Source organism: Acidovorax sp. NPDC077693 (assembly GCF_044542805.1).
GTDB lineage: Bacteria > Pseudomonadota > Gammaproteobacteria > Burkholderiales > Burkholderiaceae_C > Acidovorax.
The window spans coordinates 57,323-77,069 of sequence record NZ_JBITVD010000026.1 but is presented as its reverse complement, the minus strand read 5'-3'; the positions used below and the strand labels follow the sequence as shown (position 1 = coordinate 77,069).

Here is a 19,747-nt window from a genome sequence, read left to right as displayed (position 1 = left end):
GCTGCCGTCAGCGTCGTCTTGCCATGGTCCACGTGGCCGATCGTGCCCACGTTGACGTGGGGCTTGGTACGTTCGAACTTACCTTTTGCCATTTTTCCGACTCCGAAAAAAATCTAAATCAACACAACAGGATCTCGGCGCAACCAGAATCGGACGCACCTGAAAGTGGTGCCCATGGCGGGAATCGGACCCGCGACCTCTCCCTTACCAAGGGAGTGCTCTACCACTGAGCCACATGGGCGCTTGATGCCGCTTGCACGACATCAAAATCTCTAACTCATCAACCAGCACAGCCAAGCAATGGAGCGGGAGACGGGAATCGAACCCGCGTCATTAGCTTGGAAGGCTAGGGTTCTACCATTGAACTACTCCCGCATCGGCTGGCAACCTTTGCGACCGCCCCGCACAAACAGAACGGCTGACACTCTCAACACTGACTAACTGGTGGAGGGGACTGGATTCGAACCAGTGTAGGCGTAAGCCAACAGATTTACAGTCTGCCCCCTTTAGCCACTCGGGCACCCCTCCGGAGAATTTCGAATTATAGCACTGATTTTTAGCCCGCCTGAAAAATTGTGCGAAGCCGCACAACTTTCGAACCCCTGGTCGTTGGACCCAGGCATCTGGCGCGGCTGGCGGGGATCGAACCCACGACCCTTGGCTTCGGAGGCCAATACTCTATCCACTGAGCTACAGCCGCGTGACTGCATCAATACAGCCCGGGATTATCGCATGCAGCGCCATGATCCCCAACAAGATCTGCCAACCCCGGCACCGCGCAAGCGGCGAGTGCCACGCTCAAGCAGACGCATCCTGCGCATCGCAGCGCCCCTGCGGCAACGACAACCCGAGCCCCACCAGGAAGGCGTCCGTACTGACACGGCCCACCCCCACCAGATCAAAGCCGCCCTGGCTGAGGATCCAGTTGCGTATCAGCCCGTCGAACAGGGCGTGCAGGCCCACCGCGGCCTCCATCGGTGTCATCGGCAATGCGACACCCTGCATCTGGGCTGCCAGCTCGAAGTCCCGCGCCAGCTGCCGCGTGAACCCTTCGGACGCCGCGATGTGGCGCTCGCGCACACCCACCATCTCGCTCACGTACTCCACCTTGTAGAGCGCCACCTCAAAGACCCTGCGCGTGCGCTCATCGAAGGCCACGCCACGCAGCACCATGGCCATCACGGCGCGCAGGCGCTGCACCGGCTCAGGGCACGTGCTGCTTTCGAACTCGCCATAGCCCTGCTCCAGGGGCAGGGTCACGCGGTCCATCATGGCGTTGAACAGGTCGACCTTGTCCTTGAAGTGCCAGTAGATGGCCCCGCGCGTGGCGCCTGCGGCCTGGGCGATGTCGCTGAGCGACGCCCGCGACACCCCCTTGTCGCCAAAGACCTGCTCGGCGGCATCGATGAGGCTGTTGCGGGTAGCGATGGCATCTTCTTTGGTTCGGCGTGCCATGGTGGCTTGTCTCCTCTGCTCCGGTCCCAATGCCCCCGCAAGAACGCAAGGGCATACACATCGCCAATTATACATTCATGGTTGTATGTATAATCGCGGACTTGTTTTGTCGGGTTCTCCGGGGAAGGCCCGTGGCCGACGCTCCATCCCCTACAACCCCATTTCCTTGACGCACATCAGAAGGACTCTCATGCGCACACTGCGTGACCCATCCGTCAGCCGCGCCCTCCCCCAGGCGCTTTCCTACCGCACGACGCGCACTTTCGTGGCCGTGAGCGCGGTGGCCCTGCTCCTTGCCGCCTGCGGAAAAACCGACGGCAAGGCCGCGGGCGGCGCACCGCCCCAGATGCCCGCGCCCGAAGTGGGCGTGGTCACTGCCACACCCGGAGATGTGGGGCTGGTCACCGAATTGCCAGGCCGCGTGGAGGCATCGCGCACCGCCCAGGTACGCGCACGCGCCGCAGGCATCCTGCAGCAGCGCCTGTTCAAGGAAGGCAGCGACGTGAAGGCGGGCCAGGCGCTGTTCCGCATCGACCCCGCCCCCTACGCTGCAGCCGCTGAAAGCTCGCGCGCCAGCCTGGCCAAGGCGCAGGCGAATCTGGCGCAGGCCAGTGCCCAGGTGGACCGCTATCGCCCCCTGGTCAGCGCCAATGCCATCAGCAAGCAGGACTTCGTCAATGCCGAAGCGGCCGAGAAGCAGGCGCAAGCCGATGTGGCTGTTGGCAAGGCCGCCGTGCGCACGGCGGAAATCAACCTGGGCTACGCCAGCGTCACGTCCCCCATCTCCGGCCGCATTGGCCGGGCGCTGGTGACGGAGGGCGCGCTGGTGGGCCAGGGCGAGGCGACGGCGCTGGCGGTGGTGCAGCAGATCGACCCCGTCTATGTGAACTTCACGCAGTCGGCCAGCGATGTGTTCCAGCTGCGCCGTGCCATGGAGAACGGCCAGCTCAAGCGCGCCGGCGGCGAGGCCGCCAGCGTCAAGCTGGTGCTCAGTGACGGCACCGAATACGCACAGCCCGGCAAGCTGCTGTTCACCGACCTGTCGGTGGACGCCACCACGGGCCAGGTCACGCTGCGCGCCGAAGTGCCCAACCCCAAGGGCGAACTGCTGCCCGGCCTGTACCTGCGCGTGCGCATCGAGCAGGCCCAGGCCAGCAACGCCATCACGCTGCCCCAGCAGGCGGTCACGCGCACGCAGCAAGGCGACACGATCAGCGTCGTGTCCGATGACGGCAAGATCTCGCAGCGCACCATCAAGATCAGCGCCGCGCAGAACAACCGCTGGGTGGTGCTCGACGGCCTGAAGGCTGGCGAGAAGGTCATGGTGGACGGCTTCCAGAAGCTGCAGATGCTGCCGCCGGGAACACCTGTGAAGCCTGTGCCGTGGCAAGCGCCGGGCGCCGCGCCAGCGCAGCCGGGAGCCTCCGCCGCCGCTGCGTCTGCGCCAGCCGCACCGGCAGCATCGGCCGCGGCCTCCAAGCCATAAAAGGCAGCCCAGCATGGCCAAGTTCTTTATCGACCGCCCCATCTTTGCGTGGGTGATTGCGCTGTTCATCATGGTGATGGGCGGCGTCGCCATCACGCAACTGCCGATTGCCCAGTATCCGCCGGTGGCCCCGCCATCGATCGTGATCAACACCGCCTACCCAGGCGCGTCCGCTCAGACGCTCGAGGACAGCGTGCTGTCCGTCATCGAGCGTGAAATGAACGGCTCGCCCGGCCTGCTGTACATGGAGTCCGTGGCCCAGGCCGATGGCTCCGGCAGCATCACGCTGAGCTTCGAGCCCGGCACGAACTCCGACCTGGCCCAGGTGGATGTGCAAAACCGCCTGTCGCGCGCCACGCCGCGCCTGCCGTCCGTCGTGACCCAGCAGGGCGTGCGCGTCGACAAGGCTCGCAGCAACTTCCTGCTGTTTGCCATGCTGGCGTCGGACAACCCCAAGTTCACCCCCGTGGAACTGGGCGACTACGCGGCCCGCAACCTTCAGCCCGAGCTGCAGCGCGTCAAGGGCATCGGCCAGGTGCAGCTGTTCGGCAGCGAAAACGCGATGCGCGTCTGGATCGATCCGGACAAGCTGCGCGGCTTCAACCTGTCTGCCGCCGACGTGACGGCCGCCATCCGCGCGCAGAACGCCCAGGTGTCCGCCGGCGTGATGGGCGACCTGCCCAACATCACCGGCCAGGGCATTGCGGCCACGGTCGTGGTCAAGGGCCAGCTGTCCAGCGTGGAGCAGTTCGGCAACGTCGTGCTGCGCGCCAATACCGACGGCTCGTCGGTGCGCCTGAAGGACGTGGCACGCCTGGAACTCGGCGGCCAGAGCTATGCCACCTCGGCGCGCCTGAACGGCGCCCCGGCCGTCGGCCTGGGTGTGCAGCTGTCGCCCAGCGGCAACGCGCTGGAGTCGGCACGCCTGGTGCGCGAGAAGATGGACGAGCTGCAGAAGTTCTTCCCTGAAGGCGTGAAGTACTCCATCCCGTACGACAGCTCGCGCTTCGTGAAGATCTCGATCTCGCAAGTGGCCGAGACCCTGGTCGAAGCCGTGGTGCTGGTGTTCCTGGTGATGTTCCTGTTCCTGCAGAACTGGCGCTACACCATCATCCCGACCATCGTGGTGCCGATTGCCCTGCTGGGCACGTTCGGCACGCTGCTGGCCCTGGGCTTCTCGATCAACGTGCTGACCATGTTCGGCATGGTGCTGGTGATCGGTATCGTGGTGGACGATGCCATCGTCGTGGTGGAGAACGTCGAGCGCATCATGAGCGAGGAAGGGCTCTCGCCCCTGGAGGCCACGCGCAAGGCGATGCGCCAGATCTCGGGCGCCATCATCGGCGTGACCGTGGTGCTGATCTCGGTGTTCGTGCCGCTCGCGTTCTTCGCGGGCTCCACCGGCAACATCTACCGCCAGTTCTCGGCCGTGATGGTCGCGTCGATCGCCTTCTCGGCCTTCATGGCGCTGTCGCTCACGCCGGCGCTGTGCGCCACGCTGCTCAAGCCTGTCGAGGCGGGGCACCACCACGAAAAGCGCGGCTTCTTCGGCTGGTTCAACCGCGTGTTCACGCGCACCGCCAAGGGCTATGAGGGCCTGGTGTCGCGCATCCTGCGCAAGGCGGCGCGCTACCTGGTCATCTACGGCGCCATCCTGGCCGTGGTGGGCATCGTGTACACGCGCATCCCCACCGCGTTCCTGCCGCAGGAAGACCAGGGCAACATCCTTGTGAACGTGCAGCTGCCGCCCGGCGCCACGCAAGAGCGCACGCTCGAGGCGATGAAGCAGGTCGAAGGCTTCATGCTCAAGCAGCCCGAAGTGCAGAGCATGGTGGGCGTGCTGGGCTTCTCGTTCTCGGGCCAGGGGCAGAACGCGGGTATCGCGTTCGTGACGCTCAAGGACTGGGACGAGCGCAAGGAGGCCGGCCAATCCGCCAGCGCCCTGGCAGGCCGCGCGTTCGGTGCGCTGTCCACGGTGCGCGATGCGTTCATCTTCCCGCTCAGCCCGCCGGCCATTCCGGAACTGGGCACGGGCAGCGGCTTCTCGTTCCGCCTGCAGGACCGCGCGGGCCTGGGCCACGACGCGCTGGTCAACGCCCGCAACCAGATGCTGGGCATGGCCATGCAGAGCAAGGTGCTGACGGGCCTGCGCCCCGACGGCCTGGAAGATGCTCCGCAGCTGCAGATCGACATCGACCGCGACAAGGCGCAGGCTCTGGGCGTGGGCTTTGACGCCATCAACAGCGCCATCTCCACCGCGCTGGGCTCGAGCTATGTGAACGACTTCCCCAACAAGGGGCGTCTGCAGCGCGTGGTGGTGCAGTCCGACGCGCCAGGCCGCATGCAGCCGGACGACCTGCTGCGCCTGAACGCGACCAACGCACAGGGCCAGCCCGTGCCGCTGTCGGCCTTTGCCTCCACGAAGTGGGTCAAGGGCGCGCAGCAGACGGTGCGCTACAACGGCTACCCCGCCATGCGCATCAGCGGCGAACCCGCCCCGGGCTACAGCAGCGGCGCCGCGCTGGCCGAGATGGAAAAGCTCGCCGCGCAGTTGCCACCGGGCTTCGGCTTCGAGTGGACGGGTACGTCGCGCGAAGAAAAGCAGGCGGGATCGCAGGCGATCATCCTGTACGGCTTTGCCGTGCTGGCGGTGTTCCTGTGCCTGGCCGCGCTGTATGAAAGCTGGACCATTCCGCTGGCCGTGATCCTGGTGGTGCCGCTCGGTGTGCTGGGCGTGCTGCTGGCCACGCTGCTGCGCGGGTATGCCAACGACGTGTACTTCCAGGTGGGCCTGATCACCATCATCGGCCTGTCCGCGAAGAACGCCATCCTGATCATCGAGTTCGCCAAGGACCTGCATGCCCAGGGCAAGGGACTGGTCGAGTCCGCGCTGGAGGCCGCGCACCTGCGCTTCAGGCCCATCGTGATGACGTCGCTGGCGTTCGGCCTGGGCGTGGTGCCGCTGTTCATCGCATCGGGCGCCGGCTCGGCCAGCCAGCGCGCCATCGGCACCGGCGTGATCGGCGGCATGATCACCGGCACGGCACTGGCGGTGTTCTTCGTGCCCGTGTTCTTCGTCGTGGTGCGCAGCCTGTTCAAGGGCAGCGCGCGCCAGCAGGAAATGAACCGCCGCCATGCAGAAGAAGCAGGAGTTGGAACCCATGACTAATCACCGCAGCACCCTCACCGCCCTGGCCGCGGCCGCGCTGCTGGCCGGCTGCTCGTTCATCCCCACGTACGAGCGCCCCGCAGCGCCCGTACCGTCGGTGTACACGACGCTCGGCGCAGACAATACCGCTGCAGGACAGGGCACGGCCGCCACGGCCCCGTGGCAGGACTACTTCGCCGAGCCCCGGCTGCGCCAGCTCATCGAAACGGCGCTGGCCAACAACCGCGACCTGCGCGTGGCGGTGCTCAACATCGAGCAGGCCCGCGCCACCTACCAGGTGCGCCGTGCCGACATGTACCCGGGCGTGGGCGTGGCCGCGAACGCGAGCCGCGCGCCCGCCACAGGCACCGGCGACCTGACCAACTCGTTCAGCGTCGGCCTGGCCATCTCGTCCTGGGAGATCGACTTCTTCGGCCGCATCGCGAGCCTCAAGGAGCAGGCGCTGGCGCAGTACCTGGCCACCGAAGAAGGCCGCAACGCCGCGCAGGTGAGCTTGGTGGCCGCGGTGGCCAACGGCTGGCTGAACCTGCTGGCCGACGAAGAGCTGCTGGAGCTGTCGCGCCAGACCCTGGCCTCGCGCGAGGAATCGGTGCGCCTGACCAAGATGCGCCTGGACGCGGGCGTCACCTCGGAGCTGGACTTCCGCCAGGCCGATTCGCTGACCCAGGCGGCACGCGCCACGCTAGCGCAGCAGCAGCGCCAACGTGCGCTGGACGAGAACGCGCTGGTCCTGCTGCTGGGCCAGGCCCTGCCCGACGAGGTGCGCGCCAGCCTGGCGGGCAGCCGGCTGGCCAATGCGCCCGCCATGGCGCAGCTGCCGGCCGGCCTGCCGTCCGAGCTGCTCACGCGGCGCCCGGACATCCGCCAGGCCGAGCAGCAGCTGATCGCCGCCAACGCCAACATCGGCGCGGCGCGGGCTGCGTTCTTCCCGCGCATTGCGCTCACCGCGCAGGCGGGCACGGCCAGCAACGAGCTGTCGGGGCTGTTCAAGAGCGGCTCCTGGGGCTTCTCGATTGCGCCGTCGCTGCTGCTGCCGATCTTCGATGCGGGCCGCAACCAGGCCAACCTGGAGAGCGCGCGTGCCGGACGGAGCATTGCCGTGGCGCAGTATGAAAAAGCCATCCAGACCGCCTTCCGGGAAGTGTCGGACGCGCTGGCCGGGCAGGCCACGCTGGGCGAGCAGGCGCTGGCCCAGCAGCGGCAGGCCGAGGCCGAGGGCGCCCGCCTGCAACTGGCCGACCTGCGCTACCGCAACGGCGTGTCGAGCTACCTCGACCTGCTGGACGCGCAGCGCTCGCTGTTTGCCACGCAGCAGGCGGTGGTGCAAGTACGCCTGGCGCAGCTGCAAAACCAGGTGACGCTGTACAAGGCCCTGGGCGGCGGCGCGCCGGCAGTGGCGGACAACCGCTCCTGAGGCAGGCTGCCCCCGCGGCCCGGCCGGGGCTGCGGGGGGTGCACTCAGGGTTCATCGGGGTGCGCGTGTGCTTTGCGGGGGACTGCAGCTCCTGGGGCCGCAGATATAATTTAAGGTTGATTTCATCAAAGCCCCCCGATACACCAGAGGAAGTCATGAGCGACACCCACCACGAAGAAGCGCACACCGGCCCCATCAAGAGCCCCAAGCAACTGCTGCTGGCGAGTTTTTTCTCGTTTGTGGTTCCTATCTTTGCCATCATCGGCCTGGTCATGTACGTCACATCGGCCGACAAACCCGCTGCTGGTGCGGCCAACCCTGAAAAGTCCATTGCCGAGCGGATCCAGAAGGTGGGCATGGTCGAGGTGCGCGATGCCAACCGCCCTCTGGCGACGGGTGAAGCAGTCTTCAAGGGCCAGTGCGCTGCCTGCCACGCCACGGGTGCGGCCGGGGCTCCCAAGCTGGCGGATGCCGCAGCCTGGGCAGAACGCATCAAGACCGGCTTCGATGCCCTGGTGCATTCGGCCTTGAAGGGCAAGGGCGCCATGGCGCCGCAGGGTGGCGGCGACTTCAACGACACCGAAATCGCACGCGCCGTGGCCTACATGGCCAACGCCGCGGGCGCCAAGTTCGCAGAGCCTGCCGCTCCGGCGGCTGCCGGTGCATCGGCACCTGCTGCGGATGCCTCTGCCGCTGCAGCACCTGCCTCGGCTGCGTCACAGTGATCCTTCGCGGGCCTTGCGGCCCGCGCTGTGGCTGCGGCACCACGCTGCGGCCAGGGGGGTGACGGGCGCATGGCCCGTTTGTCCTGAGGGACGTACGCCGTCACGGCGCCAACCCTGCCGAAGAAAGCCGACCCACCGAGGTCGGCTTTTTCATGCCCGCGCGGTGTGCGGCCATGTCCACCAGGACCCGCCGCCGCTTCAAGCCGGCGCTGACGCCGCAGCCCCACCGCCGCTCGCGGCCCAGAGCGCCCGGGGGCTCTGGATGTAGCCGTACAGCGTGGGCAGATCGGCGGCCCGCACCTCGCGTGGGGACCACAGCCCCCGTTCCACCGCTTCGGACGCGAGCAACACGTCCAGGGTGTGCACCAGGCCCAGGCCCTGGGTCGCAGTCAAATAGACCCGGCCCTCTTCGTCCAGCAGGCAATCGAGCGCCGTGGCGGCCTGCCCGGTGTGCGAGACCAGCGACAGGTCCGGCTGGATGCGCCAGACGATGGGCGTGGCCTCGAGCTCGACGTACACCCGCTGCGGCCCGTTCTGAAAGAACCACTGCCCCTGGCCGTCGGCCTCGTAGTTGCGCTCGATGAACTCGATCAGCTTTTCGTGCTGCAGCAGCGAGCCCTTGGCTTCGGGGAAGGGGCCTGCGGCCTGCACCGCGTCGTCGCGCAGGAACCAGCGTCCCCGCGCATCCAGGCCCAGCCAGCCGTAGCAGTGGGGTACGTTGGGCCATTTGGCAATGGCTTGCTTGACGATGTCATCCATGGGGCGATTGTGCGGCGCCTGTCCAGCCGCCGATGTCAGCCTGATTCGCCAGCCAGCCGCCCACGGCATCGGGCATGCCGCGCACATTGCCGGGCAGCCGCCCCTGCGCAAAGCCCACGTGGCCGCCGTGCGGGGGTTGCCACAAGGTCACGCAGCGGCCCACCTCGTGCGCCTGCGGCAGGCTGGCCGCGGGCACGAAGGGGTCGTTGCGCGCATTGACCACCAGCGCCGGCACGCGGATGCGGTGCAGCATCGGCTTGGACGAAGCCCGCAGCCAGTAGTCCTCGGTGTTGCGAAAGCCGTGCACGGGCGCGGTGAACACGTTGTCGAAGGCGTACAGGTCGCGCGCGGCCAGCAGTGCCTGCCGGTCGAACAGGCCCGGGTGCTGCGCCAGCTTCTGCAGCGCCTTGGGCACCAGGGTGCGCATGAACATGCGGGTGTAGACCTGCCGGTTGAAGCCGCGCCCGATGGCGTGCCCGCCGGCCGCCAGGTCGATGGGCGAGCACACGGCCGCGACCGCGTCCACGCTGCGCGCGGCGTCCTCGCCCACCTCGGCGGCCCAGCGCAGCAACGCATTGCCCCCGAGCGACACCCCCACCGCCACCAGCGGCCCGGTGTGTGCTGCGCGCAGGCGCTGCAGGATCCAGCCGATCTCGGCATGGTCGCCCGAATGGTAGGCCCGCGGGGCGCGGTTGATCTCGCCGCTGCAGCCCCGAAAATGCGGCAAGGCGCAGGCCCAGCCGTGCTCGCGCGCGAAGTCAGCGAACGCTTCGCCATAGTGGCTGCGCGACGAACCTTCCAGGCCGTGGAAGACGACCAGCAGGGGCTGCGGCGCCGGTGTACCGGAGCCGGTGCCGGTGCCTGGGCTGCCGTCCACCAGAAAGTCCACGTCGATGAAGTCTCCGTCCGACGTGTCCCAGCGCTCGCGGCGGTACTGGGGCTTGGGGCCGAACGCGCGGCGGGAGTAAAGGGCAGGCCAGATGGTCTGCAGCTGCCCACCCGGCAGCCAGCGTGGCGCTATATATTTCATAGCTATCGGCGCTTATTCATCCAGCGGCAGGCCGCAAAAACAGCTGCATCCATCCAGGGCCGTCCGTCCCGCTCAGTGCAGCACCGGGCGCTGGGCATCGACCCCCTGCGCGTCGGGCGCGGTGCCAGCGCTCGCGTGGTGGGCCACCATGCGCCAGCCCTCCGGGGTCTTGTGATAGACATTGGTGGCCAGCACCACCGCCTGGTGCAGGCCGTCGGGCAACATCACCTCGACATGTTCGGCCACGCTGTGCACGGCGCTGGACAAGGCCACCACCCGGTGCACCTGCACCGGCCGGGCCCGCACCGTGCCATGCGCGAACATGGCTTCGAAAGCGGCGCGGATCGCACCCGCGCCCATGAGCCGGGGCCCCCCGGGGTGCACGCAGACGATGTCGTCGTCTTCCGACCAGCAGGACATCAGCAGTTCGATGTCGCCGCGCTGCAGGGCTTCATAGAAAGCGGCCTCGGTGTCATCCGAGGATCCTCCGAGGGTGGCGGCGCTGGGGCGGGGCATGGGGGTCGGTGTGGCGTAGGAGGAGTCTGAGGGCGGCTGGCGCGCTGTGCCCATGGGCGGGCTGCGCGCAGGCTGCTATTGTGCGGTCATTGCCCAAAGCCGTGCACGGTGGCGGGCAGTTCGCGGGCAGCGCGGCGGCGGCGCAAATCCGCCCGGCGCCCGCACAGCCGGCCCTTGCAGCGGCGGCGCACCCACCCGATATCCGGCTTTCCACTTTCACCCGGTGCTGACCATCATGATGATGACGAAACGCTTTTTTGCCCTGCTGGCGGCCGTGCTGGCGCTCAGCGGCTGCGGCTACAACGACTTCCAGCGGCTGGACGAGCAGTCCAAGGCCGCCTGGAGCGAGGTCTTGAACCAGTACCAGCGCCGCGCCGACCTGGTGCCCAACATCGTCGCCACCGTCAAGGGCGAGGCCAATTTCGAGCAGGAAACCCTCACCCGCGTGGTCGAGGCCCGCGCCAAGGCCACGTCGATCCAGGTCACGCCCGAGACGCTGAACAACCCCGAGGCGTTCAGCAGGTTCCAGCAGGCGCAGGGCGAGCTGTCGGGCGCGCTGTCGCGGCTGATGGCCGTGTCCGAGCGCTACCCCACGCTGCAGGCCAACCAGGGCTTTCGCGACCTGCGCGTGACGCTGGAAGGCACCGAGAACCGCATCACCGTGGCGCGCAACCGCTACATCGAGACCGTGCAGAACTACAACGTGCTCGCGCGCAGCTTCCCCACCAACCTCACGGCCAAGGCGTTCAGCTACGCGCCCAAGCCCACCTTCACGGTCGCCAACGAGGCGCAGATCTCCACACCGCCCACGGTGGACTTCTCGGCATCACAACCCAAGCGCTGAGGCCTGCGCGCCGACACAGCCCCTCACTTGGACCTCAAAATGCCTCTACCGCGCATCTGGCGGGCGCTAGCAGCTATATTTTTAATAGCAACATCGAGCGCCTGGGCCCAGGCTGACAAGGGCCTGCAGCCCGTGCCCGCCCTGACCCGCGCCGTGATCGACCAGACCGGCACGCTGAGCACCGACGACGCTGCCGCACTGGACGCGCAGCTCCAGGCGCTGGAGCGCACCCGCGGCGCGCAGGTGGTGGTGCTGATGGTGGCGAGCACCGCGCCCGAAGACATCGCCGCGTACGCCAACCGCGTCGCCAACGTGTGGAAGATCGGCCGCCGCGAGGTGGGCGACGGCGTGCTGGTCGTCGTGGCCAAGAACGACCGCAGGATGCGCATCGAGGTCGCCAAGACATTGGAAGGCGCCATCCCCGACATCGCCGCCGCGCGCATCATCGACGGCACCATGAAGCCGAAGTTCCAGCAGGGCGACTACGCCGGCGGCCTGACTGACGCGGTGGCCGCACTGAGCGCACGCATCGCTGGCGAGGCCCTGCCCGCCCCGGCGCAAGGCAGCGAGTCCGACCCTCGCAGCCGCAGTGCCGGCGGCGGCGGCGGATTCGACTGGGCGGACCTCGCCATCTTCCTGTTCTTCGGCGTGATCGTCGCGGGCCCGCTCGCGCGCAGCCTGCTGGGCGGGCGGATGGGCGGGCTGCTCATGGGCGGCGGGGTGGGCGCCATAGCCTTTCTCATCACCTCCAGCCTGCTGCTGGCGGGGGGCGCCGGCCTGATCGCCCTGCTCTACACCTGGCTCTTCGGCGGCCGCAGCGGCCCGGTGATCCAGGGCGGCAGCGCCGGCGGCTGGGGTGCGGGCGGGGGCCACTGGGGAGGCAGCGGCGGCAGCCGTGGCGGCGGAGGTGGTTTCGGCTCCGGGGGCGGCGGCTTCAGCTCGGGCGGCGGCGGCAATTTTGGCGGCGGCGGCGCGTCGGGAGGCTGGTGAACATGCCGGCACACCCTCTGACCCTGTGGCACCGCTGCCTGCGCCTGTCCCGCCACCGCTGGGCCGATGGCGCGCTGCAGCGGGCCTTCCCTGCCGATGTGCTCGCGCGGCTCACCGAGCGCGTCACCGCCAGCGAGCGGCTGCACACCGGACAGATCCGCATCTGCGTGGAGGCGGGGTTGCCGCTGTCGTACCTGTGGCGCGGCGCCAGCGCCAGGGAGCGTGCGGTGGCCCAGTTCGGCAAGCTGCACGTGTGGGACACCGCAGGCAACAACGGCGTGCTGATCTACCTGCTGCAGGCCGAGCACGCCATCGAAATCGTGGCCGACCGCGGCCTGGCGGGTGCCGTGCCTGCCGACACCTGGCAGCGCATGGTGGCCGCGATGGGCGACGCGTTCCGCGCAGGGCGCCACGAGGAAGGCCTGACCCGCGCGATCTCCCAAGTGTCAGCCCTGCTGCAAGCGCACTTCCCCGCAGGCAGCGCACAGGCCACGGGCCATCGGCCTGGCAATGAGCTGCCGGACCGGCCGGTCATCGGTAGCGGGGGTTAGCAAGGGGCGAGGCGATCAGGCACAAGGCCCGCCGCAGCCGGCAGCGAACGCGCCGGTCCCTTTGCGCAGGCGGTGTGTGGCCGCCAGATCAGATCAGATGCGCTGCGCCCACTCGGCCATGCGCGAGCCTGGCGATGCGGGCACGGCTTCCAGCAGGCGCCGCTCCCAGCGCTCCACGTGGTTGAGCAGCAGTTCGATGGCGTTGAGCATCGCGCTGGCCGACGCCTCGGGCAGGGCCAGTGGCAAATGCACCACAGCCAGCCCCTGGGCATCCACGCCCGACCAGCCGCCGCCAAAGCCGGCTCCCATGTGGTTTCCCTGCATCAGCACCTGCATGCCCGCCGTGTCCACACGCTGCCCGCGCAATGCACAGGACAGCACCCAGCGCCCCTGCGCCGGGGCGCACCGCAACTCCACCGCACGGTCGCCATCGAAGAGGAGCCGGCAGCACCCCTGCGCATCGGCCCGCAGCGCCGGAATGCCGATGGCTTCGCCCAATGCAGCGATCAGAGAAGACACGTGGCTGTCGGACATGGCAGCAGGCTGGCGGTCGAAAGAGGCGGGATGGGGGGAGGTGGATACACCCGGGCGCGAACGCGGCCCAGGCAGCGCACACAGCGCTGGTCACAGGCAATGATACGCCTGTACACTTTGCTACATACCTTCGCCCGATGCGCCGCCAGGCGTCCAAGTGCGAGACACCGCGATTTCGTTGACGGCGCCGTCCCGGCGGTAAACGAAACGATCCGCCAACTTCTTGACGAAATGCACACCCAGCCCACCGATATGCCTGTCCTCGAGCGACGCCTCGATATCGGCAGCCACCAGCGTGGTGGGATCAAAAGCAGGGCCTTCGTCGCGCACGATGGCGCTCAGGGTACGGGGCGCGGTGAACACCAGCTGCACCGTCACCGGGCCGCCCTGGCCGCCGTATCCGTGGGTGGCGACGTTGGTGAGCAACTCGTCCAGCATCAGTCCGAAGGAAGACGCCAGCGGCACGGGAGCCCCGTGCTCCATGGCCCAATCCTCCATGCGCTCGAAGAACGCTGGGAGCTCCGCGACGGTACCGGACAGGGTGCAGTGCAGTTCAGCCGGAGGGTTCATAGACAGCATGCGCTCGAAAGGGCCGTGGACATCGATGCGCACCGCCGCTCTCTCGGCCTGCACACGCGTCGGCGCATTGTGGCATGAGCGGAGCTGCCTTTTCACCCGCCAAGGCCACGCCGCAGCCCGGATCTGCCGCGCCCGCCACCCCGGCCATGGGCCCCCGGCCTGGCTTTGCAGCGCTGTGGGAACTGGCCGGGCTGTGGCTGCTGATCGTGCTGGCCGGCGTCGTGCTGATCGCCTTCCTGCTGCTGAACATCCGCACCCAGGAAGAGCAAGGCATCCAGCGCGCGCGGCTCTCGCTCACGCTGGCGGGCCTGCAGGAGTCGATCGAAGGCGACCTGGCGCTGGGCCTGGATCTCCCTGACCACCGCGCGATGCCCTCGCGCCTGGAAAAGGCCCTGGGCAGCGACAGGCAGCTGCACGCCATCGACGTGGTCGACCGGGCGGGCATCGCGCTCTTCAGCACGGACCGCGGCGCCATCGGCGAGCCGCTGCACCCCCGGGTCGCGCAGGCGGCCGAGGCCGGCGCCCGCGGCGACCGCACCTGGACGGCGCTGATCGGCACCGAGGCCGTCATGGGGCTGCCCCTGCACAACGCCTTCGGCGAAGTGGTGGGGCACATCAGCACCAGCTACGCGGCACCCGCGCCGGCCCTGCAGTGGGTGGACGGCGGATCGCTGCGCGACAAGCTGCTCAGCCCCATCCTGCTCACCACCCTGGCGATCTTCGTGCTGGTGGTGGTGATCGGCTGGCTGGCCGCGCGCTGGGCGCTGGCGCCCCAGTACCGCCGGCTGGCCTACGAACGCAACGGCCGCATGGCCCAGTCGCTGGCCGAGGCCGCCGCGGTGCGCGCGCGCATGGACGACTGCCTGGCGCGGCTGGACGAAAGCGAGCGCCTGGAATGAGCAGCCACCGCCGGCCCCGCCGTCCCAATGCCGCACTGCGCCTGGGCTGCATCGCCCTGGCGCTGCTGCTGGCCGCCGCGGCCGCCCTGGCCTGGAACACCTACGAACAGCTGCGCGGCATGCGGCAGGAAAGCGAGCGCGTGCGCGCCCAGCTCATGGCCGACTCGCTGAGCCAGCGCATCGGCCACGCGCTGGACATCGGCATTCCCCTGGAGGGCCTGGTGGGCGTGGAAGCGCTCTTCAACCAGCGCCTGGGCGCCCATGCCGAGATCCAGTCCATCGCCCTGCTGCAGGGGCCCGGCAAGGTGCTGTGGTTCGTGGAACGCGAGCGCGCCACCAAGGTGGCCACGGGCACCGTGGCGGACGCCCCCATCACCGTGCGCGGCGAGCCCCGCGGCACCGTCCGCCTGGCGCTGCAGGAAACCGGCGCAGGTCCGTTTGCGCGCTCGGCCGCCACCCTGCTGCTGCCGGCGGTGCTGCTGCTGGCCGCGCTGGCCTTCCTGGCCGCGCGCTTCTCGGAAGCGCAGGGCGTCAAGCTGCGCAACCATGCGGTGCGGCTGGCCATGCGCGCCATTGCGAGCGGGCGCTACGACCGGTCCATGGTGCTGCCGCACCGGCGCGGGTTCGACCTGCGGGCGCAGCAACTGGGCCACGCCGTGCGCGGCGTGCACGAAACACTGACGCGCGTGCGCCGGCTGATCTCGTCGCTGCGCCAGACCGAGCCCCAGGCCCAGCGGCGCGAGTACCTGGACATGCTGCTGGCCGAGGCCCAGGGCACCCACCGCTTTGCCGAACACGGCCTCACGCAGGTCCGCGTCGTGGCCGCCGAGGCGCAGTCCTTCTGGGCCAGCCTGCTGATCACGCTGGGCGCCGTGGCGCTGCTCGCGCTGGCCACCTCCGCATCGAACGCGGTGGCCGACCTGCCGCCCCTCCAACTGGCCCTGCTGCCGGCCGCGTTCATCGTCTCGGCCGCCCTCGCCGCCTGGGTCACGCAGGGCCGGCGCTGGCCGGTGCTGTCGGTGCTGTTCTCGGCCTGCGCCGGACTGGCGGGGCTCGCCCTCGTGCTGGCCTCGGGCGCGTGGACCGGCTACAGCCCGCTGCAATGGCTGCCCGGTGTCGCGCTGTGGTGCGGCGGCTTCGCGGGTGCGGCGCTGGCCGCCTGCATGACGGTCGAGCAGGTGCCGCGCCGCCAGGATTTCAAGCACGCCATGCCCCGCTGGCCCAAGGCGGCGATGGGCGCCTGGGTGGGCGCCACCGTCTGGCTCGGCCCGGCACTGGGGTCGGTGGCGTTCACCGCGCTGGGCGGGCTCTACGGCGGGCTGGCACTGACGCTGCCGCTGCTGTGCGCCAGCTTCCTGCTGTTGCGCTGGAACGAGCCGCGCAGCCCCTGGCGCCACCGCGTCGGCGCGCGCGCCCAGGCCCAGGCAGCCGCCGCGGCCCGGTCGGGGCTGCGCGCCGTCAGCGTGACGGCCTGCATCGCTGCGGCATCGGGCCTGCTCATGGTGGCCGGGTGGATGTCCGCCACCGCCGTGCCGCATGGCCTGGCGCAGGCGGCCGTGGCCAGCGCGCTCGGGGTCGGCCTGCTGGGGGGCCTGCTCGATCCGCTGCGACGGCGCCGCCACACCGGCGCCGCGCTGGCCATGGCGACCCTCGTGAATGCCCTCGCGCTTGCGCTGCCCGGCGCTGGCGCCTGGCAGATCGCGGCCCTGTCGGTGGCGGCCCTGCTCACGGCCTATCTGCTGGGCCATGCGGTGACATCGACCCAGCGCACCCACCACGCCCCCGCGTCCGCCACGCTGCTGGGCACGGCCCTCGGCGCACTGCTGGCGGGCGGCATCGCGGCAGCGGGCCTGCCCACCACCAGCCTTTTGCTCGTCGCCACGCTGGCCGTCGGGGTCAGCTGGTGGGCGCAACCCCGTCCGCAGCCCTGGCAGCCGACACGAAAGGACAGCGATGCAGCTTAAGCGGCGCATCATGTTCATCCTGCTGTTGGCGATGGCACTGCTGGTGACCGCCCTGGGCATGATGGGCTGGCTCGGCGAGCAGCGCTGGGCGCAGCGTTACAACGAGGCTCTTTTGCAGGGCCAGCGGATCGCCTGGGACAAGCTCCAGAACGAGAGCTTGGACCGCCAGGACGCGCTCGCGCGCAAGCTGCTGGAAGACCCGTCGTTCCGCAACCTGCAGGCACCGGGTGCGCAGCAGCGCATCGACACCCTGCTGGCCCATGCCGTGCGCCAGGCGCCAGGCCTGCGCATCGACATCCTGGGGCCTGGCGGCGCGCTCATCTCCACCACCGAGCCCGGGTTCGACCCGCAGCCGCTGGCCGAATCCGGCTGGGTGAAGGCGGCGCTGGAATCGCCCTCGGGCGTGCGCGGCCTGAGCCAGGTGGCCCCGCGGCAGTACGACTGGGTGCTGGTGCGCGGCTTCGACGGGGGCGCGCTGGCCATCGGGCAAGACGTGGCGCAGCGCCTGCCCGAACTGGCAGCCTATCTGGGCGGCGACATCTTCATCGTGAACATGCGCGGCAAGGAAACGCTGGGCACCCAGCCGGGCAATCTGGCGGCCACCGGCGCGGTGGTGCCCGTGCGCTCTTCGCAGGCGCTGATCCTGCCGCTGTCCAGCACCTCGGCCAGCAGCCAGGGCGCCCTGCAGCTGGTCAGCCAGCCGGTGGTGAACCCCGACAAACGCGTGGTGGGCGCGCTGGTGTGGGTGCAGGACGTCACCGCGCAGTACCGGTCCGACAAGTTCTTCAACTGGGCTGCGGCCGGGGGCGCACTGCTTTTCGCGGCCCTGGTGGTGATGGGCCTGGCCGCCTACATGCAGCACGCGATGGAGCCGCTGACGCGGTCCGTGGGCGTGCTCAAGGCGCTGGCCAGCGGCGCCACCGACGCGTCGCTGGACGACGGCGAGGAGGAGGCCGAAGACGAGTCCGGCGCCATCGCCCGCGGCGTGGTGGCCATCCGCTCGGAACTGCTCAACCTGGAAACCCTGCGGCAGGAGCGCATCCGCATCCGCCACCAACAGGAGCGCCTGATCCGCGACCAGCTGCGCTCGCTGGCCGAGAGCCTGGACCCGGCGTCCCGCGAGGAGATCCTGGCGTCGCTGGCCACGCGCGCCGAGATCCCGGTGCCCGTTGCCGAGACCGTGCAAAGCGGCACCAACCAGCTGGCCGAACTCGCCGGGATCCTCGGGCGCATGTCGGGCCTGGTGAGCACCCAGCAAAGCCGCCTGCTCAAGCTGCTGCGCGAGCTGCAGGCCGCGGTGCAGACACAGGCCATGCTCGCCAGCCTGCAGCAGGAGCTCGAGATCGCGCGCCAGATGCAGCTGTCGATCCTGCCGCGCTCGGCCCCCGACGTGGGCGAGATCGAGATCGCCGCCACCATGATCCCTGCCAAGGAGGTGGGCGGCGACTTCTACGACTACTTCCCCATCGACGACGAGCACCTGGCCATCGTGGTCGCCGACGTTTCGGGCAAGGGCGTTCCGGCCGCGTTCTTCATGGCGATCTCACGCACGCTGCTCAAGAGCAACGCGCTGTTCCTGCGCTTTCCGGGCGCGACCATCGCCGCGCTGAACGACCAGCTGTGCGCCGAGAACGACCAGATGATGTTCGTCACCGTGTTCTACGGCGTGCTGCACCTGCGCAGCGGGCGGCTGACCTACGTGAACGCCGGCCACAACCCGCCCATCCGGCTGCGGGAGGGCAAGGCGACCTTCTTCGAGCGCGGCTCCAACATGGCGCTGGCCGTGCTCGAAGGACAGGAATACAACGAAGGCGAGGTCATGCTGTCGCCGGGCGAGACCCTGCTGCTCTACACCGACGGCGTGACCGAGGCCAACAACGCCGAGGGCGTCCTGTTCGGCGACCAGGCGCTGCTCGATGCCATGGAGGCCGTGGGCGCCGACCCGGTGCACAAGGGCCATGCGGCCGGCGTGCCGCAGCGCGTGGTTCAGGCGGTGCGCGCGTTCGAGGCCGGGGCCGCGCAGGCCGACGACATCACCGTGGTGGCCATCACCTACCAGGGAGCGCGGTCGTGATGCAGGTGCCGCACGTACCGCAGCCGCACGCCCGCGTCGTCGCGCACTTCGCCGATGCCGGTGTAGCCGGCCGCGCAGGCCGCCTGCAAGGCGCCGAAATCATCGCTTTGCAAGAGCTTCTCGTCGCCCATGTCGAAATGCAGGCCGTGCTGCAGGTCGATCATCGCCACATGGCGCTCAAGCCCGTCGATGACGCCCGTCCAGGCGATGTGCAAGCCCTGGCGCAGCAGGTTGTGGCGGCTGCTGTGATTGAGCAGCGACACCATCGCCATGCACAGCGGGCGGCCGCGCGCATGGGCCAGCGCCAGCCGCGCGGCCAGCAGCGTGCGCTGCAGCCTGCGGCCGCGCCATTCGGGCAGCACCATGCAGCTCGACAGATGGGTGACCTTGCCATGCAGGGCGGGTTCGAGGCCGATCACGGCCCCCAGGTTGTCAGGCGAATCCGCGTCGGGGAAGCCCACCATCGCATAGGCGACCAGCGCGCCGTGGGCAAACACCCCGATGGTCTCGCCCAGGGGCTGCGTGTGGGCCTCGAAGAACAGCTGCTCGTCGTCCTCGCGCACGTAGAAGTCAGGGTTGGGCAGGTCGGCGATCACCCGGTCGCGCAGTGCGCTCCACGCCGCAAAGTCGTTGGGCAGCAGGATGTGGGCACTCAGATCCGGAAGATGCGCGAAGGCGGCATCCGGCGACAGGGACGGGGGCGTATGTTGAATCGACGACAGCAAACCAGAGACTCCGACAGCAGCGTGCGAGTTTGC

At 69.2% G+C, this 19,747-nt stretch carries 17 protein-coding genes, 4 tRNA genes and 1 pseudogene; 10 read left to right on the top strand and 12 right to left on the bottom strand.

Annotation, left to right across the window (positions count from 1 at the left end; translation table 11 throughout):
* From ACIGHN_RS26870 to ACIGHN_RS26845, 6 genes are all read right to left on the bottom strand, one after another.
* The coding region (locus ACIGHN_RS26870) for a GTP-binding protein (RefSeq protein WP_005434227.1) at nt 1-92 on the bottom strand (92 nt) is incomplete at its 3' end.
* A gap of 74 nt (nt 93-166) precedes the next feature.
* A tRNA-Thr gene (locus tag ACIGHN_RS26865) sits at nt 167-241 on the bottom strand.
* 60 nt (nt 242-301) lie between these two features.
* Nucleotides 302-375, bottom strand: a tRNA-Gly gene (locus tag ACIGHN_RS26860).
* 67 nt (nt 376-442) lie between these two features.
* Nucleotides 443-528: transfer RNA gene (locus tag ACIGHN_RS26855), tRNA-Tyr, on the bottom strand.
* A 96-nt stretch (nt 529-624) separates the two neighbouring features.
* Nucleotides 625-700, bottom strand: a tRNA-Arg gene (locus tag ACIGHN_RS26850).
* Nucleotides 701-798: 98 nt separating this feature from the next.
* A complete protein-coding gene (locus tag ACIGHN_RS26845; RefSeq protein ID WP_056416845.1) occupies nt 799-1,455 on the bottom strand; it encodes a TetR family transcriptional regulator in 657 nt (218 codons plus the stop codon).
* A 190-nt stretch (nt 1,456-1,645) separates the two neighbouring features.
* Here ACIGHN_RS26845 and ACIGHN_RS26840 point away from each other — a divergent pair, with 190 nt between their 5' ends.
* From ACIGHN_RS26840 to ACIGHN_RS26825, 4 genes and pseudogenes are all read left to right on the top strand, one after another.
* Nucleotides 1,646-2,941: an efflux RND transporter periplasmic adaptor subunit gene (locus ACIGHN_RS26840; RefSeq protein WP_396507262.1), complete on the top strand. Its 1,296-nt coding sequence runs from the start codon at nt 1,646-1,648 to the stop codon at nt 2,939-2,941.
* Between the two features lie 13 nt (nt 2,942-2,954).
* Nucleotides 2,955-6,110: an efflux RND transporter permease subunit gene (locus ACIGHN_RS26835; protein ID WP_056416839.1), complete on the top strand. Its 3,156-nt coding sequence runs from the start codon at nt 2,955-2,957 to the stop codon at nt 6,108-6,110.
* Entirely contained in the window at nt 6,103-7,524 is a 1,422-nt protein-coding gene (locus tag ACIGHN_RS26830; protein ID WP_396507260.1) for an efflux transporter outer membrane subunit, read from the top strand. The genes ACIGHN_RS26835 and ACIGHN_RS26830 overlap by 8 nt, the downstream gene beginning before the upstream one ends.
* Before the next feature lie 155 nt (nt 7,525-7,679).
* Nucleotides 7,680-8,243, top strand: a pseudogene (locus tag ACIGHN_RS26825) (c-type cytochrome); the annotation flags it as partial.
* 204 nt (nt 8,244-8,447) lie between these two features.
* Here the strand turns inward: ACIGHN_RS26825 and ACIGHN_RS26820 are convergent.
* The 3 genes from ACIGHN_RS26820 to ACIGHN_RS26810 form a co-directional block, all read right to left on the bottom strand.
* Complete coding sequence (locus tag ACIGHN_RS26820) at nt 8,448-9,008, bottom strand: DUF2946 family protein (protein WP_396507258.1); 561 nt, start codon at nt 9,006-9,008, stop codon at nt 8,448-8,450.
* Nucleotides 9,001-10,038: a YheT family hydrolase gene (locus tag ACIGHN_RS26815; RefSeq protein WP_396507256.1), complete on the bottom strand. Its 1,038-nt coding sequence runs from the start codon at nt 10,036-10,038 to the stop codon at nt 9,001-9,003. The genes ACIGHN_RS26820 and ACIGHN_RS26815 overlap by 8 nt, the downstream gene beginning before the upstream one ends.
* Before the next feature lie 72 nt (nt 10,039-10,110).
* Nucleotides 10,111-10,554, bottom strand: coding sequence for a nuclear transport factor 2 family protein (locus tag ACIGHN_RS26810; protein ID WP_056416865.1), 444 nt, complete (start codon nt 10,552-10,554; stop codon nt 10,111-10,113).
* Between the two features lie 238 nt (nt 10,555-10,792).
* Here ACIGHN_RS26810 and ACIGHN_RS26805 point away from each other — a divergent pair, with 238 nt between their 5' ends.
* The 3 genes from ACIGHN_RS26805 to ACIGHN_RS26795 are packed head-to-tail and all read left to right on the top strand — an operon-like array spanning nt 10,793 to nt 12,939.
* Nucleotides 10,793-11,398 (top strand): LemA family protein, encoded by a 606-nt coding sequence (locus ACIGHN_RS26805; RefSeq protein ID WP_056416863.1) that lies wholly within the window; start codon nt 10,793-10,795, stop codon nt 11,396-11,398.
* A gap of 39 nt (nt 11,399-11,437) precedes the next feature.
* On the top strand, nt 11,438-12,388 hold the full coding sequence (locus tag ACIGHN_RS26800) for a TPM domain-containing protein (RefSeq protein ID WP_396507254.1): 951 nt from the start codon (nt 11,438-11,440) through the stop codon (nt 12,386-12,388).
* A 2-nt stretch (nt 12,389-12,390) separates the two neighbouring features.
* A complete protein-coding gene (locus ACIGHN_RS26795; RefSeq protein ID WP_396507253.1) occupies nt 12,391-12,939 on the top strand; it encodes a TPM domain-containing protein in 549 nt (182 codons plus the stop codon).
* A gap of 93 nt (nt 12,940-13,032) precedes the next feature.
* Here the strand turns inward: ACIGHN_RS26795 and ACIGHN_RS26790 are convergent, their stop codons facing one another.
* Both ACIGHN_RS26790 and ACIGHN_RS26785 read right to left on the bottom strand, forming a co-directional pair.
* Nucleotides 13,033-13,473 carry a type III secretion system chaperone gene (locus ACIGHN_RS26790; protein ID WP_396507252.1) on the bottom strand — a complete coding sequence of 147 codons (441 nt, stop codon included), beginning with the start codon at nt 13,471-13,473 and terminating at the stop codon, nt 13,033-13,035.
* A 120-nt stretch (nt 13,474-13,593) separates the two neighbouring features.
* Nucleotides 13,594-14,043 (bottom strand): ATP-binding protein, encoded by a 450-nt coding sequence (locus ACIGHN_RS26785; protein ID WP_396507251.1) that lies wholly within the window; start codon nt 14,041-14,043, stop codon nt 13,594-13,596.
* Between the two features lie 83 nt (nt 14,044-14,126).
* On the opposite strand from ACIGHN_RS26785, the gene ACIGHN_RS26780 reads away from it, so the two are divergent.
* The 3 genes from ACIGHN_RS26780 to ACIGHN_RS26770 are packed head-to-tail and all read left to right on the top strand — an operon-like array spanning nt 14,127 to nt 18,989.
* Nucleotides 14,127-14,951: a hypothetical protein gene (locus ACIGHN_RS26780; protein WP_056416820.1), complete on the top strand. Its 825-nt coding sequence runs from the start codon at nt 14,127-14,129 to the stop codon at nt 14,949-14,951.
* Nucleotides 14,948-16,915, top strand: coding sequence for a hypothetical protein (locus ACIGHN_RS26775; RefSeq protein ID WP_396507249.1), 1,968 nt, complete (start codon nt 14,948-14,950; stop codon nt 16,913-16,915). Before ACIGHN_RS26780 ends, ACIGHN_RS26775 begins: the two co-directional genes overlap by 4 nt.
* A complete protein-coding gene (locus ACIGHN_RS26770; RefSeq protein WP_156370648.1) occupies nt 16,905-18,989 on the top strand; it encodes a PP2C family protein-serine/threonine phosphatase in 2,085 nt (694 codons plus the stop codon). The genes ACIGHN_RS26775 and ACIGHN_RS26770 overlap by 11 nt, the downstream gene beginning before the upstream one ends.
* Here ACIGHN_RS26770 and ACIGHN_RS26765 read toward each other — a convergent pair.
* Nucleotides 18,968-19,714: a GNAT family N-acetyltransferase gene (locus ACIGHN_RS26765; protein ID WP_056416812.1), complete on the bottom strand. Its 747-nt coding sequence runs from the start codon at nt 19,712-19,714 to the stop codon at nt 18,968-18,970. The genes ACIGHN_RS26770 and ACIGHN_RS26765 overlap by 22 nt on opposite strands.
* Nucleotides 19,715-19,747: the final 33 nt, after the last annotated feature.

Bases quoted from the DNA above. Each gene is read 5' to 3' on its own strand.
- ACIGHN_RS26835 (WP_056416839.1), top strand. From the start codon at position 2,955: ATGGCCAAGTTCTTTATCGACCGCCCCATCTTTGCGTGGGTGATTGCG.
- ACIGHN_RS26820 (WP_396507258.1), bottom strand. From the start codon at position 9,008: ATGGATGACATCGTCAAGCAAGCCATTGCCAAATGGCCCAACGTACCC.
- ACIGHN_RS26770 (WP_156370648.1), top strand. From the start codon at position 16,905: ATGCAGCTTAAGCGGCGCATCATGTTCATCCTGCTGTTGGCGATGGCA.
- ACIGHN_RS26785 (WP_396507251.1), bottom strand. From the start codon at position 14,043: ATGAACCCTCCGGCTGAACTGCACTGCACCCTGTCCGGTACCGTCGCG.
- ACIGHN_RS26840 (WP_396507262.1), top strand. From the start codon at position 1,646: ATGCGCACACTGCGTGACCCATCCGTCAGCCGCGCCCTCCCCCAGGCG.
- ACIGHN_RS26830 (WP_396507260.1), top strand. From the start codon at position 6,103: ATGACTAATCACCGCAGCACCCTCACCGCCCTGGCCGCGGCCGCGCTG.
- ACIGHN_RS26795 (WP_396507253.1), top strand. From the start codon at position 12,391: ATGCCGGCACACCCTCTGACCCTGTGGCACCGCTGCCTGCGCCTGTCC.
- ACIGHN_RS26805 (WP_056416863.1), top strand. From the start codon at position 10,793: ATGATGACGAAACGCTTTTTTGCCCTGCTGGCGGCCGTGCTGGCGCTC.
- ACIGHN_RS26845 (WP_056416845.1), bottom strand. From the start codon at position 1,455: ATGGCACGCCGAACCAAAGAAGATGCCATCGCTACCCGCAACAGCCTC.
- ACIGHN_RS26810 (WP_056416865.1), bottom strand. From the start codon at position 10,554: ATGCCCCGCCCCAGCGCCGCCACCCTCGGAGGATCCTCGGATGACACC.
- ACIGHN_RS26800 (WP_396507254.1), top strand. From the start codon at position 11,438: ATGCCTCTACCGCGCATCTGGCGGGCGCTAGCAGCTATATTTTTAATA.
- ACIGHN_RS26790 (WP_396507252.1), bottom strand. From the start codon at position 13,473: ATGTCCGACAGCCACGTGTCTTCTCTGATCGCTGCATTGGGCGAAGCC.
- ACIGHN_RS26815 (WP_396507256.1), bottom strand. From the start codon at position 10,038: ATGAAATATATAGCGCCACGCTGGCTGCCGGGTGGGCAGCTGCAGACC.
- ACIGHN_RS26775 (WP_396507249.1), top strand. From the start codon at position 14,948: ATGAGCAGCCACCGCCGGCCCCGCCGTCCCAATGCCGCACTGCGCCTG.
- ACIGHN_RS26780 (WP_056416820.1), top strand. From the start codon at position 14,127: ATGAGCGGAGCTGCCTTTTCACCCGCCAAGGCCACGCCGCAGCCCGGA.